At 39.9% G+C, this 14,707-nt stretch carries 27 protein-coding genes; all 27 read right to left on the minus strand.

Annotated elements, in window-relative coordinates; translation table 11 throughout:
* Nucleotides 1-36 precede the first annotated feature (36 nt).
* Nucleotides 37-1,389: a preprotein translocase subunit SecY gene (secY, locus tag D8Q48_RS12195; protein ID WP_118688239.1), complete on the minus strand. Its 1,353-nt coding sequence runs from the start codon at nt 1,387-1,389 to the stop codon at nt 37-39.
* Entirely contained in the window at nt 1,389-1,829 is a 441-nt protein-coding gene (gene rplO / locus D8Q48_RS12200; protein WP_022074463.1) for a 50S ribosomal protein L15, read from the minus strand. The genes secY and rplO overlap by 1 nt, the downstream gene beginning before the upstream one ends.
* A 27-nt stretch (nt 1,830-1,856) precedes the next feature.
* The gene (gene rpmD / locus D8Q48_RS12205; RefSeq protein ID WP_022074462.1) at nt 1,857-2,039 is read right to left on the minus strand and encodes a 50S ribosomal protein L30; all 183 of its coding nucleotides are present in this window, start codon (nt 2,037-2,039) and stop codon (nt 1,857-1,859) included.
* A gap of 44 nt (nt 2,040-2,083) precedes the next feature.
* Entirely contained in the window at nt 2,084-2,593 is a 510-nt protein-coding gene (rpsE, locus tag D8Q48_RS12210) for a 30S ribosomal protein S5 (protein WP_118688238.1), read from the minus strand.
* Nucleotides 2,594-2,608: 15 nt separating this feature from the next.
* Nucleotides 2,609-2,977: a 50S ribosomal protein L18 gene (gene rplR / locus D8Q48_RS12215; protein ID WP_022074460.1), complete on the minus strand. Its 369-nt coding sequence runs from the start codon at nt 2,975-2,977 to the stop codon at nt 2,609-2,611.
* 18 nt (nt 2,978-2,995) lie between these two features.
* On the minus strand, nt 2,996-3,538 hold the full coding sequence (gene rplF, locus D8Q48_RS12220; RefSeq protein ID WP_117990126.1) for a 50S ribosomal protein L6: 543 nt from the start codon (nt 3,536-3,538) through the stop codon (nt 2,996-2,998).
* A 168-nt stretch (nt 3,539-3,706) separates the two neighbouring features.
* On the minus strand, nt 3,707-4,108 hold the full coding sequence (rpsH, locus tag D8Q48_RS12225) for a 30S ribosomal protein S8 (protein WP_022074458.1): 402 nt from the start codon (nt 4,106-4,108) through the stop codon (nt 3,707-3,709).
* An 18-nt stretch (nt 4,109-4,126) separates the two neighbouring features.
* A complete protein-coding gene (locus D8Q48_RS12230) occupies nt 4,127-4,312 on the minus strand; it encodes a type Z 30S ribosomal protein S14 (protein WP_004074866.1) in 186 nt (61 codons plus the stop codon).
* Nucleotides 4,313-4,325: 13 nt separating this feature from the next.
* Complete coding sequence (rplE, locus tag D8Q48_RS12235) at nt 4,326-4,865, minus strand: 50S ribosomal protein L5 (protein WP_022074457.1); 540 nt, start codon at nt 4,863-4,865, stop codon at nt 4,326-4,328.
* A 23-nt stretch (nt 4,866-4,888) separates the two neighbouring features.
* On the minus strand, nt 4,889-5,200 hold the full coding sequence (gene rplX / locus D8Q48_RS12240; protein WP_022074456.1) for a 50S ribosomal protein L24: 312 nt from the start codon (nt 5,198-5,200) through the stop codon (nt 4,889-4,891).
* 13 nt (nt 5,201-5,213) lie between these two features.
* Nucleotides 5,214-5,582, minus strand: coding sequence for a 50S ribosomal protein L14 (rplN, locus tag D8Q48_RS12245; protein WP_117990125.1), 369 nt, complete (start codon nt 5,580-5,582; stop codon nt 5,214-5,216).
* A gap of 75 nt (nt 5,583-5,657) precedes the next feature.
* The gene (gene rpsQ / locus D8Q48_RS12250; protein WP_022076247.1) at nt 5,658-5,915 is read right to left on the minus strand and encodes a 30S ribosomal protein S17; all 258 of its coding nucleotides are present in this window, start codon (nt 5,913-5,915) and stop codon (nt 5,658-5,660) included.
* 16 nt (nt 5,916-5,931) lie between these two features.
* A complete protein-coding gene (gene rpmC, locus D8Q48_RS12255; RefSeq protein WP_022076246.1) occupies nt 5,932-6,132 on the minus strand; it encodes a 50S ribosomal protein L29 in 201 nt (66 codons plus the stop codon).
* Complete coding sequence (gene rplP / locus D8Q48_RS12260; protein ID WP_117990124.1) at nt 6,122-6,559, minus strand: 50S ribosomal protein L16; 438 nt, start codon at nt 6,557-6,559, stop codon at nt 6,122-6,124. Before rplP ends, rpmC begins: the two co-directional genes overlap by 11 nt.
* Nucleotides 6,559-7,215, minus strand: a complete 657-nt coding sequence (rpsC, locus tag D8Q48_RS12265; RefSeq protein WP_117990123.1) for a 30S ribosomal protein S3 — start codon at nt 7,213-7,215, stop codon at nt 6,559-6,561. Before rpsC ends, rplP begins: the two co-directional genes overlap by 1 nt.
* 11 nt (nt 7,216-7,226) lie before the next feature.
* A complete protein-coding gene (rplV, locus tag D8Q48_RS12270; RefSeq protein ID WP_005612994.1) occupies nt 7,227-7,613 on the minus strand; it encodes a 50S ribosomal protein L22 in 387 nt (128 codons plus the stop codon).
* Between the two features lie 33 nt (nt 7,614-7,646).
* Nucleotides 7,647-7,928: a 30S ribosomal protein S19 gene (gene rpsS, locus D8Q48_RS12275; RefSeq protein ID WP_009267280.1), complete on the minus strand. Its 282-nt coding sequence runs from the start codon at nt 7,926-7,928 to the stop codon at nt 7,647-7,649.
* A 25-nt stretch (nt 7,929-7,953) separates the two neighbouring features.
* A complete protein-coding gene (gene rplB, locus D8Q48_RS12280) occupies nt 7,954-8,796 on the minus strand; it encodes a 50S ribosomal protein L2 (protein ID WP_117990122.1) in 843 nt (280 codons plus the stop codon).
* Between the two features lie 163 nt (nt 8,797-8,959).
* The gene (gene rplW, locus D8Q48_RS12285) at nt 8,960-9,259 is read right to left on the minus strand and encodes a 50S ribosomal protein L23 (RefSeq protein WP_022075339.1); all 300 of its coding nucleotides are present in this window, start codon (nt 9,257-9,259) and stop codon (nt 8,960-8,962) included.
* Complete coding sequence (rplD, locus tag D8Q48_RS12290) at nt 9,259-9,879, minus strand: 50S ribosomal protein L4 (RefSeq protein WP_022075338.1); 621 nt, start codon at nt 9,877-9,879, stop codon at nt 9,259-9,261. Before rplD ends, rplW begins: the two co-directional genes overlap by 1 nt.
* 29 nt (nt 9,880-9,908) lie before the next feature.
* Nucleotides 9,909-10,589 carry a 50S ribosomal protein L3 gene (rplC, locus tag D8Q48_RS12295; RefSeq protein WP_117990121.1) on the minus strand — a complete coding sequence of 227 codons (681 nt, stop codon included), beginning with the start codon at nt 10,587-10,589 and terminating at the stop codon, nt 9,909-9,911.
* Nucleotides 10,590-10,683: 94 nt separating this feature from the next.
* Entirely contained in the window at nt 10,684-11,001 is a 318-nt protein-coding gene (rpsJ, locus tag D8Q48_RS12300; protein ID WP_022075336.1) for a 30S ribosomal protein S10, read from the minus strand.
* 240 nt (nt 11,002-11,241) lie between these two features.
* Nucleotides 11,242-11,379 (minus strand): hypothetical protein, encoded by a 138-nt coding sequence (locus D8Q48_RS17240; RefSeq protein WP_172696962.1) that lies wholly within the window; start codon nt 11,377-11,379, stop codon nt 11,242-11,244.
* Between the two features lie 482 nt (nt 11,380-11,861).
* Nucleotides 11,862-12,098, minus strand: a complete 237-nt coding sequence (locus D8Q48_RS12305; protein WP_022075334.1) for a DUF3343 domain-containing protein — start codon at nt 12,096-12,098, stop codon at nt 11,862-11,864.
* A 54-nt stretch (nt 12,099-12,152) separates the two neighbouring features.
* Nucleotides 12,153-12,356 (minus strand): sulfurtransferase TusA family protein, encoded by a 204-nt coding sequence (locus tag D8Q48_RS12310; RefSeq protein ID WP_022075333.1) that lies wholly within the window; start codon nt 12,354-12,356, stop codon nt 12,153-12,155.
* A 20-nt stretch (nt 12,357-12,376) separates the two neighbouring features.
* On the minus strand, nt 12,377-13,471 hold the full coding sequence (gene yedE / locus D8Q48_RS12315) for a YedE family putative selenium transporter (RefSeq protein ID WP_117990120.1): 1,095 nt from the start codon (nt 13,469-13,471) through the stop codon (nt 12,377-12,379).
* A 17-nt stretch (nt 13,472-13,488) separates the two neighbouring features.
* Nucleotides 13,489-14,637, minus strand: a complete 1,149-nt coding sequence (locus tag D8Q48_RS12320; RefSeq protein WP_243116293.1) for an aminotransferase class V-fold PLP-dependent enzyme — start codon at nt 14,635-14,637, stop codon at nt 13,489-13,491.
* Nucleotides 14,638-14,707: the final 70 nt, after the last annotated feature.

Here is a 14,707-nt window from a genome sequence, read left to right on the forward strand (position 1 = left end):
CTCTAAGGATAAAGTACAACGAGCTAAATATTATCATTAATATCCAAGAAAACTATTCTTCATAGAACCGCCCTTGGTATTCAAAAATCCTGTGTAGTTACGTACTAACATCTGGGATTCAATCTGCTTTAATGTCTCAAGAACAACACCAACAATAATAATGATTGATGTTCCACCAAACGAAACATTTGCTCCGAATACACCATTAAAGAAGTACGGAATCACCTGAATGATTACAAGACCACATGCTCCAACAAAAATAATATAATTTAAAATCTTTGTCAAGTATTCTACTGTTGGCTTACCAGGACGGATTCCCGGAATAAAGCCTCCGCTCTTCTTCATATTATTTGCAATCTCTAACGGATTAAAAGTAATCGATGTATAGAAATATGCAAAGAAAATTGTAAGTACGATATAAACAACCAGACCGATTGAATATATTAAGTTATTTGGATCACACCAGTTATTTGAGTTCATACACTTCAGAATCTGACTTCCGATTCCAGTACCATTTCCTTTTCCAAGGAATTGAGCAATAACAATCGGGAACTGCATCAGTGATGATGCAAAAATTACTGGTATAACGCCTGCTGTATTTACCTTTAACGGAATATGTGAAGACTGACCACCATAAGTCTTTCTTCCTTGAACTTTCTGTGAATACTGTACTGCAATTCTTCTTTCGCCGTCTTGCAAAATCACTACAAGAAAGATAACAACGAGCACTACAGCGAGAATGATCACTGCTGAGAGTAAACCTTTTGCAAGAGTCTTACCTTTGATAAACTGCTCAAACAGAGTCACAAAATCACTTGGTACACGTGAAATAATATTGATTAACAGCACAATGGAAATACCATTTCCAACACCTTTTTCCGTAATACGCTCACCGATCCACATTAAGAATGCAGAACCGGCAGTTAATGTACATACAACAATTGCAGCATTTACAAAATTATATTCAACAAGTAGTCCCTGACGTCCGAATCCGACAGCCATAGCTGTAGACTGGATTAATGCAAGTGCTACGGTTACATAACGTGTAATTGCTGCTAACTTCTTTCTACCATCCGGACCGTCTTTCTGCATTTCTTCTAGTTTTGGAATTGCAATTGTCAACAGCTGTATGATGATAGAAGATGTGATGTACGGTGTTATGCTCAATGCAAACACCGACATCTGTGTAAAGGAGCCTCCGGTAAATGCATCAAAAAAATTGAATGCATCTCCGGTCTGACTCGCGAAAAAATTCTGAATATAAGTTGGATCCACACCCGGTGTAGGCAGTTCGGAACCAAGTCTAACAACGATAAGCATCATGAATGTATAGAAAAGTCTCTTTCGTACGTCCTCTATTTTAAATGCTCTTCGTACTGTATCTAGCATTAGATCACCTCTGCTTTTCCACCAAGGGACTCAATCTTCTCAGCTGCTTTTGCACTGAATGCATTAGCCTGAACTGTGAGTTTCTTAGTAAACTCTCCATTTCCAAGAATTTTTACACCATCTTTTGGGTTTTTAACGATTCCGTTTTCGATTAATGTCTCAACGGATACTGTAGCGCCATCTTCAAAAATTTCTAATGCGCTCAGGTTGATGCCAACGATCTCTTTAGAGTTTCTGCATTTGAAACCTCTCTTTGGCAATCTTCTGTATAAAGGCATCTGACCACCTTCAAAGCCTGGTCTTGTAGCTCCTGAACGAGCTTTCTGACCTTTATGACCCTTACCAGCTGTCTTACCATTTCCAGAACCGTGTCCACGGCCTCTTCTGAAATTATCACTATGTTTAGAACCGTCTGCCGGTCTTAAATTTGATAAGTCCATGATATTACCTCCTTATCGATTTATGCTTTACGCTTCTTCTTCAACTTTCACTAAGTGTCTTACCTGCTGTACCATACCTCTTGTTGCTGCATTATCTGGTAATACAACTGTTTTGTTCAGCTTTTTCAGTCCCAAAGCTTCTACAGTTTTTCTATGCTTTGGTATAGCACCGATAGTAGACTTAACCAGTGTAACTTTTAAATTTGCCATTTAACCTTACCTCCTATTATGTGACAGAGCACAAGCCCTATCTCTTAGCCTACGATCTCTTCTACTGATTTACCACGAAGTCTAGCAACAGCCTCTGGAGTTTTAACTCCTCTAAGACCTTCGATTGTAGCAAGTACTACGTTCTGTTTATTGTTAGAACCTAATGATTTTGTACGGATATTTTTGATTCCTGCCAACTCGATAACCGCACGCGCTGGACCACCAGCGATTACTCCAGTACCTTCTGGAGCTTTCTTTAACAATACAGAAGCGCTTCCAAATTTTCCGATAACATCATGCTGTACACTGTCGTTCTCATCAAGTGAAACCTCAATCAGTTTCTTTGTTGCATCTTCTTTACCTTTACGGATAGCTTCCGGGATTTCAGTAGCTTTTCCTAAACCTGCACCAACGTGGCCTTTTCCGTCGCCTACAACTACTAAAGCTGTGAATCTCATGTTACGACCACCTTTTACGACCTTGGTAACACGTTTAATTGATACCACTTTTTCTTCTAACTCTAACTGACTAGCATCAATACGTTCCTGTCTCATATGTGTTCTCCCTTCCTAGAAATTCAGTCCAGCTTCTCTAGCTGCGTCTGCTAATGCTTTAATTTTTCCCTGGTAGATAAAGCCGCCTCTATCAAAGACAACTTCTGTAATACCTTTTGCCATTGCTTTTTCAGCAATTACTTTTCCAAGATATGCTGCTGCATCAACGTTGTTAGTTTTCTCAAGCTCAGCTTTCACGTCTTTCTGAAGAGTGGAAGCGGATACCAGAGTATTTCCAACTGTATCGTCAATGATCTGAGCATACATGTGATTATTACTTCTAAACACTGCCAAACGTGGTCTTTCAGCTGTTCCGCTGAAACGGTTACGCAATTTCATGTGTTTTTTTCTACGAACTTCAACTCTTGATTTCTTACTAACCATTATTCACACCCTCCTTAATTATTTCTTACCAGTCTTACCAACTTTACGTCTGATAACTTCATCAGCATATTTAATACCTTTACCTTTGTAAGGTTCTGGTCTTCTCTTATCTCTGATTTCAGCTGCGTACTGGCCAACTTTTTCTTTGCTGATACCTTTTACAGTAATCTTATTCTGACCTTCCAGAACTGTTTCTATACCTTCTGGATCTGTCATTTCTACTGGATGTGAATATCCAAGATTCAATGTAAGTTTATTTCCAGACTTAGAAGCTCTGTATCCAACACCGTTTACTTCCAGAACTTTTTCGTATCCGTCAGTTACACCGATTACCATGTTGTTGATCAGTGTTCTTGTAAGACCGTGAAGGGATTTCATTCTCTTCAGATCGTTTGGTCTTGTAACGATTACTTCTTCGCCTTCCTGTTTGATTTCCATTTCTACTGGAAGCTCTTTTGTAAGAGTTCCTTTAGGACCTGTTACAGTCACTACATTATTCTCAGCAATTTCAACTTTTACTCCAGCTGGAATTGTGATTGGCAGTCTTCCTATACGTGACATACCTTTATCCTCCTATAACTTAAATTTTCGGAGCGGATCCTTTGTCCGCTCTGTTTTCAGTTGCAATGAGCACTTGGCGAGGTTTCCCTCAAGCCTAGTGCGAAAGCACACCTCGACACTTGATGCGGTTCTTTCGAACCTAGTGACGAGCGTGTTTCCTTTTTCAGGCTACCAAACGAAGCAGAGTACTTCTCCACCAACGCCTAATTTTCTAGCTTCTTTATCTGTGATAACACCTTTGTTTGTAGAAACGATAGCTGTTCCAAGTCCGCCAAGTACTTTTGGCATCTCTTCGCTGTTAGCATACACACGAAGTCCTGGTTTAGAAATTCTCTTCAGACCAGAAATAACTTTTTCATTCTTGTCTGCGCCATATTTCAATGTGATATGCATTGTCTTGAAGTTTCCATCTTCTACGATATCATATTTTGCAATGTATCCTTCATCCAAAAGAATATCAGCAATCGCGATTTTCATCTTTGATGCAGGTACATCAACTGTATCATGTTTAGCAGTATTTGCATTACGGATTCTTGTAAGCATATCTGCGATTGGATCACTCATAGTCATGGTGTAAAATCCTCCTTCTTACCAACTTGCTTTCTTAACTCCCGGAATCTCACCTTTATATGCCAGTTCACGGAAGCAGATACGGCAGATACCATATTTTCTTAAATATGCATGTGGACGACCACAAATTCTGCAACGGCTATATTCTCTTGTCGAGAATTTTGGTTTGCGCTGCTGTTTAATTTTCATAGATGTCTTAGCCATGAAATTCTCCTCCTTATTTAGTAAATGGCATATTGAACTGAGTCAATAATTCACGTGCTTCTTCGTCAGTTTTAGCAGTTGTAACGAAAATTACATCCATACCTCTGACTTTATCAATTTTATCATACTCGATCTCTGGGAAAATTAACTGCTCTTTAATTCCAAGTGCATAGTTTCCTCTTCCATCAAATGCATTAGGATTTACACCTCTAAAGTCACGTACACGAGGAAGTGCAAGGTTGATCAGACGATCAACGAACTCATACATCTTTTCTCCTCTTAATGTAACTTTACATCCGATTGGCATACCTTCTCTGATTTTGAAGTTAGCTACAGAATTTTTTGCTCTTGTCAGAACTGCTTTCTGTCCAGTGATTTTTTCCATATCAGCTACAGCAGATTCTAAAACTTTTGCATTGTCTTTTGCCTCGCCTACACCCATGTTAATAACAACTTTGTCAAGCTTAGGCACTTCCATAATATTTTTATATCCGAATTTTTTGATCATTGCGTCAACGATCTCATTCTGATACTGATCTTTCAGTCTACTCAACGTTTAAGTCCTCCTTCCTTGAATTAGTCAATTACTTCGCCTGTTGATTTAGCAACACGAACTTTTTTGTCGCCATCCATTTTGAAACCAACTCTTGTAGCTTTTCCTTTGTGAACATACATCACGTTAGAAATATCGATTGGTCCTTCCTGGTGGATGATTCCACCATTCTGATTAGCAACGCTTGGTTTTGTGTGCTTTGTCAGCATGTTGACACCTTCAACCAGAACTTTTCCGTCTTTCTGATTAACGGCAATAACTTTGCCTTCTTTGTCTTTATCTTTACCAGCGATAACTTTAACTGTATCACCTTTTTTAATTTTCATAGTTGACATTCTCGGCACCTCCCTACAGTACTTCCGGAGCCAGAGAAACGATCTTCATAAAGTGTTTCTCTCTAAGCTCTCTGGCTACTGGTCCAAAAATACGTGTTCCACGTGGGTTCAAATCGTCTTTTATAATTACAGCAGCATTTTCATCGAATCTGATATAAGATCCGTCTTTACGACGAGCACCTTTTACAGTACGAACAACTACAGCTTTCACAACGTCACCTTTTTTAACAACGCCGCCTGGTGTTGCATCTTTAACAGTCGCAACGATAACATCTCCGATATTGGCATATCTTCTTGTAGAACCGCCAAGTACACGGATACACAGTAATTCTTTAGCACCTGTGTTGTCTGCTACTTTAAGTCTACTTTCCTGTTGTATCATGCAGGTAAACCTCCTTCAATATACATTCGTTGAACTTCTAGTTCAATTATACTCTTGTAATATGCGAAACCAATATTATTTTGCTTTCTCCATAATCTCAACAAGTCTCCATCTTTTGTTTTTAGACAGTGGTCTTGTTTCCATAACTTTTACTGTATCTCCAATGTTGCATTCGTTGTTCTCATCGTGAGCCTGCAGTTTATAAGTTCTCTTAACGATTTTCTTATAAAGTGGGTGTTTCACGTGGTCCTCAACTGCTACAACGATAGTTTTATCCATTTTGTCGCTGACAACTTTGCCAACACGAACTTTTCTCAAATTTCTCTCTTCCACAGTTGCTACTCCTTTCCTATCGGCCTGCCTCTGTAATCAGAGTCTGAATACGTGCGATATTCTTTCTTACTTCTTTGATTCTGCTTGTATTGTCAAGCTGATTTGTTGCGTTCTGGAATCTTAAGTTAAAAAGCTCTTTCTTAGCAGCTACTAATTCTTCATTCAATTCCTCTACGGATTTTCCTCTTAATTCGTTTACAAATGTATTAATTTTCACTGTTGTCACCGCCTTCTAATTCTGCGCGAGAAACGATTTTGCATTTGCAAGGTAATTTGTGCATTGCAAGACGAAGTGCCTCTCTTGCGATTTCTTCTGAAACACCTGCGATCTCGAACATTACACGACCTGGTTTAACTACTGCTACCCAGTACTCTAATGCACCTTTACCACTACCCATACGAGTTTCTGCTGGTTTTGCTGTTACCGGTTTATCTGGGAATATTTTGATCCAAACTTTACCACCACGTTTGATATAACGAGTCATAGCGACACGGGCTGCTTCGATCTGGTTAGAACGAATCCAGCATGGTTCTGTTGCGACAATACCATATTCACCATATGAAATCGTGTTACCTCTGAGGGCTTTACCCTTCATAGTTCCACGGAACTGTTTACGACGTTTTACTCTTTTTGGCATTAACATTATTTATCGCTCCCTTCCTTTTCAGCCTTAGTTGGAAGAACTTCGCCTTTGTAAATCCAAACCTTTACACCGACTTTTCCGTAAGTTGTATCAGCTTCTGCGAATCCATAATCAATGTCAGCTCTTAATGTCTGAAGTGGAATAGTTCCTTCGCTGTAGAACTCTGTACGAGCCATATCTGCTCCACCAAGACGTCCTGATACAGATGTCTTAACACCAAGTGCTCCTGATTTCATTGTTCTTGACATGCAAGATTTCATAGCACGTCTGAATGAAATACGATTCTCAAGCTGCTGTGCAATATTTTCAGCTACAAGCTGTGCGTCTTTATCTGGTCTCTTAACTTCTTTGATATCAACGATAAGCTTTTTGTCTGTGAACTGTGCAAGCTCTGCTTTCACTTTCTCAATTTCTGCTCCACCTTTACCGATTACTACGCCAGGTTTTGCTGTATATACGATGATCTTAACACGATCAGACGCTCTTTCAATTTCAATTTTTGAAATTCCAGCGCTGTATAATCTTTTCTTTAAGAATGTTCTGATTTCATGGTCTTCTACCAGATTATCAGCGAAATCCTTTTCAGCATACCACTTGGAATCCCAGTCTTTAATAACTCCGACTCTTAAGCCATGAGGATTAACTTTCTGTCCCATTGTGTTCCTCCTTATCTTTCATTCAGCACGATAGTGATGTGGCTCATTCTCTTTTCGATTCTGTAAGCTCTACCCTGTGCTCTTGGTCTGATTCTCTTCATTGTTGGTCCTTTATTTGCGTAACACTCTTCAATATAAAGGTTCTCAACGCTCATACCGTTGTTGTTCTCAGCATTAGCGATTGCTGATTTTAATAATTTTTCTATAACACTTGAAGCATATCTTGGATTGTAAGCTAAAATACCAAGTGCTGTCTGTACATCCTTACCTCTGATGGCATCTAATACGAAACATGCTTTCTGAACAGATACTCTAGCGTAAGAAATCTTAGCTGATGGTCTTGTATCTTTCTGTGCATTTCTTTCTCTCTTGATTTGGGATCTATGTCCTTTAGCCATGGATGAACCCTCCTTTCGAAATATGTTGATCTATTATCTAACTCTTGACTTCTTCTCGTCTTTTCCATGTCCTCTGTATGTTCTTGTTGCAACGAACTCTCCGAGTTTGTGTCCAACCATATCTTCTGTAACATATACAGGCACATGTTTTCTTCCATCATGTACGGCAAATGTATGCCCTACGAATGATGGGAAGATTGTAGAACGACGTGACCATGTCTTAATAACTGATTTATCACCTGCAGCGTTCATAGCGTCTACTTTTTTAAGTAAGCTTTCGTCTGCAAATGGTCCTTTTTTAAGTGAGCGAGCCATAGGTTCTAACCTCCTTGTAAACTAATTATTTGATACCTTTACCGTCTCTTCTTCTTACGATTAACTTGTTAGAAGATTTGTTTTTCTTACGTGTCTTAAGACCAAGTGCCGGTTTACCCCATGGAGTACATGGACCTGGACGACCGATGCTTGTCTTACCTTCACCACCACCGTGTGGATGGTCATTCGGGTTCATAACAGAACCACGAACTGTAGGTCTGATACCCATGTGACGTTTACGTCCTGCTTTACCGATGTTGATCAGGTTGTGCTCTCCATTTCCAACAACACCAACAGATGCTCTACAAATGATTGGCACCATTCTCATCTCTCCTGATGGAAGTCTGAGTGTAGCATATTTTCCTTCTTTAGCCATCAACTGAGCGCTGTTTCCTGCTGAACGAACAAGCTGTCCGCCTTTTCCTGGATAAAGCTCGATGTTGTGGATCTGTGTACCAACTGGGATGTTAGCAAGTGGTAAGCAGTTTCCTACTCTAACCTCTGCGTTCTCACCATTCATAACTGTCATTCCATCTTTTAATCCTTCTGGAGCAAGGATGTAAGCTTTCTCACCATCTGCGTAGCAGATTAAAGCGATATTAGCTGTTCTGTTTGGATCGTATTCGATACCAACAACTTTTGCTGGAATTCCGTCTTTATTTCTCTTAAAGTCGATAATTCTATATTTCTTTTTAGCTCCGCCTCCGCGGTGTCTTACTGTAATTTTACCCTGACTGTTACGACCAGCTGTTCTCTTCTTAGAATCTAATAAAGATTTTTCAGGAGTTGTTTTTGTGATTTCAGAGAAATCAGAGCCAGTCATCTGTCTTCTGGAAGGTGTATATGGGTTATATGTTTTGATTCCCATTACTTTTTCTCCTTTCGCAATACCTAATTATTCGTTTCACGGATTTGCACCGTCTATGCTGTTCACACTTGACGAGGTCTTCTCGAGTTTAGTGTGAACGTACACCTTTGCACTTGACGAGGTTTTCTCGAGCCTAGTGACAATGGTGATTCATCAGCGCGATTTACAGACCTTCAAAAATCTCGATATCTGCGCTTTCTTCTGTAAGCTGTACGATAGCTTTCTTTGTCTTAGCAGTTTTTCCGATTGTCATTCCACGTCTCTTGTTTTTTCCATCAAGATTCATTGTGTTAACGCTTTTAACTTTTGTTCCAGCGAACATTTTCTCAACTGCTTCTTTGATCTGAGATTTTGTAGCCTCTGTGTGTACAAGGAATGTGTATTTCTTGTCAGCCATAAGCTCCATGCTCTTCTCTGTGATCACTGGTTTAAGGATTACATCATAATACTGAATGTTTGCCATTATGCGTACACCTCCTCAATAGTTGCAACAGCAGCTTTTGTAGCGATTACTGTGTTGTATTTTAAGATGTCGTATACATTGATTGTATTTGTTTTTGCTGTTTTTACTCCAGCAATGTTTCTAGCTGAAATCTCAACGTTTGTATTTCCATCTTCAAGAACTACCAATGCTTTGTTTACATTCAGGTTGTTCAGAACTTCCTGGAATTTCTTTGTTTTGATTTCATCAAAGTTTAACTCATCAACAACGATGAATTTGTTCTCTTCTACTCTTGAAGTAAGTGCTGACTGAAGTGCAGCTCTCTTCTCTTTCTTATTCATCTTGAATGAATAATCTCTCGGAACTGGTGCGAATACAACTCCGCCGCCTGTCCACTGTGGAGCTCTTGTAGAACCCTGTCTTGCATGACCTGTTCCTTTTTGTCTCCATGGTTTTCTTCCGCCTCCAGAAACTTCTGAGCGAGTTTTCGCTTTCTGTGTTCCCTGACGATTATTTGCAAGCTGGCTTACAACTGCCATGTGTACAAGATGTTCGTTAACCTCAACACCAAATACAGCATCGTTCAAATCGATTGTACCAACTTCTTTACCTTCGATATTATAAACAGATACGTTTGCCATCTGTGTGTTCCTCCTTTCCTGTTGTCAGACTAGTTTGCCTTTACTGTTTCTTTGATTGTTACCAGACTCTTCTTTGGTCCCGGTACAGAGCCTTTAACTAACAACAGGTTGTTATCAGCGTCAACTCTTACGATCTCAAGATTCTGAACAGTAATCTGTTTGTTACCCATCTGACCTGGCATCTTCTTTCCTTTGAATACTTTACTAGGATCGGATGCAGAACCATTAGAACCTGCGTGACGGTGGAATTTAGAACCATGAGTCATAGGTCCTCTGCTCTGTCCGTGACGCTTGATTGCTCCCTGGAAACCTTTACCTTTTGAAATTGCAGTAGCATCAATTTTGTCTCCTGCTTCAAAGATATCAGCTTTAATTTCCTGAGCTAATGTATATTCTTCAGCATTTTCAAATCTGAACTCTTTTACATATCTCTTACCAGAAACGCCGGCTTTATCGAAATGTCCTTTCTCAGCTCTTGTGATACCGTTTCTGTGTGCGATTTCTTTTTTGCCGTTTCCATCTTTTGTGACAATCTTTTCTTTCTTGTCTACAAAACCAACCTGGACTGCGCTGTAACCGTCGTTCTCAACTGTTTTAACCTGTGTTACTACACAAGGACCAGCCTGAAGTACAGTTACCGGAATCAATGTTCCATCTTCGTTGAAGATTTGAGTCATTCCGACTTTAGTAGCTAAAATAGCTTTCTTCATTATAATTACCTCCTGTGATTTACAGCGGAACACCACTTGGGTGCTCATCCTAAATTATAGGAATTACTGTTTCTTAATTTCTTGTGCTGTCAGCTTATTTGTTTTTCATCTTGATGTCGATGAATACACCAGCTGGCATTTCCAATCTTGACAGTGCATCAACTGTTTTCTGTGTTGGTGCAGCAATGTCGATGAGTCTCTTATGAGTTCTCTGCTCGAACTGCTCTCTAGAGTCTTTATATTTGTGTACGGCTCTCAGAATTGTAACTACTTCCTTCTTAGTTGGAAGCGGTACCGGTCCGCTCACCTGTGCTCCGTTTTTCTTAACAGTTTCGATGATTTTTTTAGCAGATGCATCAACTAACTGATGATCATATGCTTTCAATGTGATTCTCATTACTTGACTTGCCATAAAAAAAGTCGCCTCCTTTTCGTACTTTTAAACCCAGTACGACAAGCGGTGACTGTACACTCTCCCGTGTGTGTCATGCAGACTTACACGTTGTTTCATACTTTTACCTTTAGTGGTAAGTTGTAATCAGTTATGATTCGTACAGTGACTTGTCGCCAGTTTCCTAACTTGACATTCGCTCCACGGAAAACCTGCCATCATGTATTTACATGTCAGCAGCAACCTCTCGCTTCACAGCTATCATGCCACAGCTCTCTTAGTATAACCAATCATCGTCCATATTGCAAGTACTTTTTTATATTTTTTTGTATTTTTTTCTTTTTTATGATTTTTGTTATTTATCTCAATTCCCAACCAATTCTTCTGTGCTATTTGCACAACGCCACTCCATCCTATACGTTCAAAACATTTTCATTATATATAGGAAGAAACTCTTTTTATAAATAATTCTTTTTTCACCTCTTGACATTACCACACTAAAGTAGTATATTGAAAAAGACTTATAGATAAATGAAACCAAGGGCGGTTTTCCAAGAGGGGGAGACTGTCTTTTTTGTATTTGAGACTCATCATTTATCGCAGAATTATTAAAAATACATTTTTCGTTGTTTATAAGTCAAGTCCTATCAACATAGGACCCCCAACCATTTTTGTTGCTCTTGCAGTTACATTGACGCCGTTCATTTCCCCCAAAGATGATCCTGCGCCGATGAACTCCAATTAATATATACGCCCTGTTTATCAGGGTTTTCCCCAGATTTGTATACATTATTGACTGCGGAGCAGCGAGAAGTTAACCTCTCAATGACATACCAAAAAAGACAAAGGACACAGCGAAAACTGTGTCCTTTGTTTTTGCATTAAACCATAACCTGATGCAATGCTTCTTCTTCAATTCCAACTTTTTTCATTTCTTCTCTTATTGCGTCTTCTTCCCCCGGCAATGCGCACCAGGAAAGTCCGCACCCTGCGGATATAGACCGTGGAACCGGTATCAGTCTTCCCGGTATCTGATCTGCTTTACAGGCTTTTTCCATCGCCATAGCATCTGCCGTTGTATGAAATGTTACAACGAGCTTTAATTCTTTCTTTCTCATAATCCAAATCCTTCTCTTTATCCGATCCGCTCAGTTTATCTCCGCCCTTTTATTTTACTCAATCGTCACTTCAAATCCATCATCAGTCTGTACTGATGTTGCTTTCTTTCCATGATTCTGAGCATATTTTTCTACATTTGTCTTTTGATGTGGCTCTGTCACCAATACCTTTACTGCTCCATCCATATTTTTCATAGCTTCGGCAGTTAACATTAATGGCTCCGGACAAGATAAACCTCTCGCATCTACTGTTTTCATATGAATCCCTCTTTTCTATTTTAAGCTGTTTTACGACGATTTGTAAATGCAATTACAAAACAAGCAACAATACATATAATAACTGCGATTTTACCATTTGCTGTCACTGCACCTGCAACCACTTCTTTTGTTTCTGGATTCAAAGCTGTTCCGCTTGATGCGAGTCCAAGATTATGGCTCAATGCTGCTCCAACAAACATTCCTACAACTGTAACGGCTGAATCAGATGATCCCTGTCCTGCAAGAACAAGCTGACGCAGCGGGCATCCTCCTGCAAGAACTGCTGCGAAACCAACCGCATACATACCAAGGATATTCCACAAATGTTCTGAATGTGCAATTACACCAGGTGTATTAAAGCTAAGTGCAAAGTTTCCTGTTATCAGATTGTAAATGAGCATAACTACAAAGAATCCACCGATCACTGATACTAACTCAAAATTTCTCATTAAAATAATATCACGGACACTTCCTGCGAAGCACATTCTTGATTTCTGTGCAAATGCTCCGAACAAAAGCCCTCCAATCAGAGAAATTGCAACGGGTGCATGCATACTTCCAGGACCTGCTTCACTGGATTTTAATAATGTTGTAAATAAAGCTAATAATAAAATTCCTACTGCAATCACAGAAATGATCATTCCTGAAGATTTCTTTGCCGGATAAGCTCTTCCAAGCGAATATCCCTGTTTTAAAACAATTACACCTGTTCCTACTCCAAGAACAAATCCAATCAGTGCAACCCATGCATTCAAGTCACCTGCTGACATACGAATTACCATACGCAGTGGGCATCCTAAAAATACAAGTGCTCCGATTGTAAGAATCATACCTAATATAAAACGTGTCATTGTAGCTGAACCGGCTGTCGCACAATATTCCTTTGTAGCCAGTGAAATTATCAATGATCCAAGTATAATTCCAACTATCTCCGGTCTCGCATACTGTACAACTGCTGCCTGATGCATTCCAAGCGCACCTGCTGTATCACGAATGAAACATGCAACACAGATTGCCATGTTTGCCGGATTTCCAAAATATGCCAGACATGCTGCAACTAATCCACAAAGCACTCCGGCTAATGCCATTTTCTTCTTTGAACCTGCAAAATTCATACTAAACCTCCCATTTCTCACTCCTCGGACAATTCACATACTGCCCGAATCGCAATTTCTACTTCTTCCTTTGTGTTGAAATGAGAAAAACTAAAGCGAACCGCCCCCTGCTTGGCATTGTGTAGGGATTCATGCATCAGTGGAGCGCAGTGTCCTCCCGCTCTTGTAGAAATACCATACGACATCAAAAGTTCATCACTAACCTCTGCCGAATCATAATCATACAAATTAAATGAGACAATCGGGCATCTCTCTCTTTTAGAAAAATCTCCATATATGGCCACTCCCGGGATTTTCTTGATGCCATCGTAAAATTGCCAGGCTCTCTGCAATGCAACCTCTTTAATTACATCCATCCCCTTTTCTTCCACATACTTTAAAGCTGCATTGAGTCCTGCGATCCCATGACCATTCAAAGTTCCTGCCTCCAGTGCTGTCGGCATCTGTTCCGGATGATTGTGATTGTAAGTATCAACCCCACTCCCACCTCGTTTCAGCGGTCTGATCTTTATGCCATTTCTCACATAGATTCCGCCCGTTCCTTGCGGACCATACAAACTCTTATGCCCGGTAAAACAAAGCACATCAATCCCCATCTTCTGTACATCTATTGGAAATACACCTGCTGTTTGAGATGCATCTACAATAAATAACAGCTTGTGCGCTTTCGCAATCTTCCCGATTCGTTCAATATCATTGAGATTTCCCGTAAGATTCGAACCGTGCGTGCAAATAATTGCTTTTGTCTCTTGTCTCACCGCCGCTTCCAGCATATCATATGAAATATTACCATCCTCGTCAGCCGGCAAAATCGTCAATGTTGCTCCCGCCTGCTGCCGCTCATATAATGGTCTGAGAACCGAATTATGTTCCATCACCGTTGTGATCACATGATCTCCGGGATTGATCAGCCCTTGGATCGCAATGTTCAGACTTTCCGTTGCATTGCTTGTAAAGGCAATCTGCTTTGGATTCTCTGCATGAAACATTCTTCCAAGGCGTTCCCTCGTATCATAAATAACTCTCGCTGCATCCAACGACGCCTCCGTACTTCCTCTTCCTGCATTACCAAGATGATTTATTGCCTGTACGATTGCTTCTGCCACTTCTGGTGGCTTAGGCAGTGTGGTTGCTGCATTGTCCATATAAATCGTATGTTTTTCCATTGTTTATCCTCTTGTTTTTCTCTAAAAAATATTATACTACCTAAAATTTTTTCAGTCTAATTGAAACCTA

The organism is Ruminococcus sp. B05 (genome assembly GCF_003628495.1).
GTDB classification, from domain to species: Bacteria; Bacillota; Clostridia; order Lachnospirales; family Lachnospiraceae; genus Schaedlerella; species Schaedlerella hominis.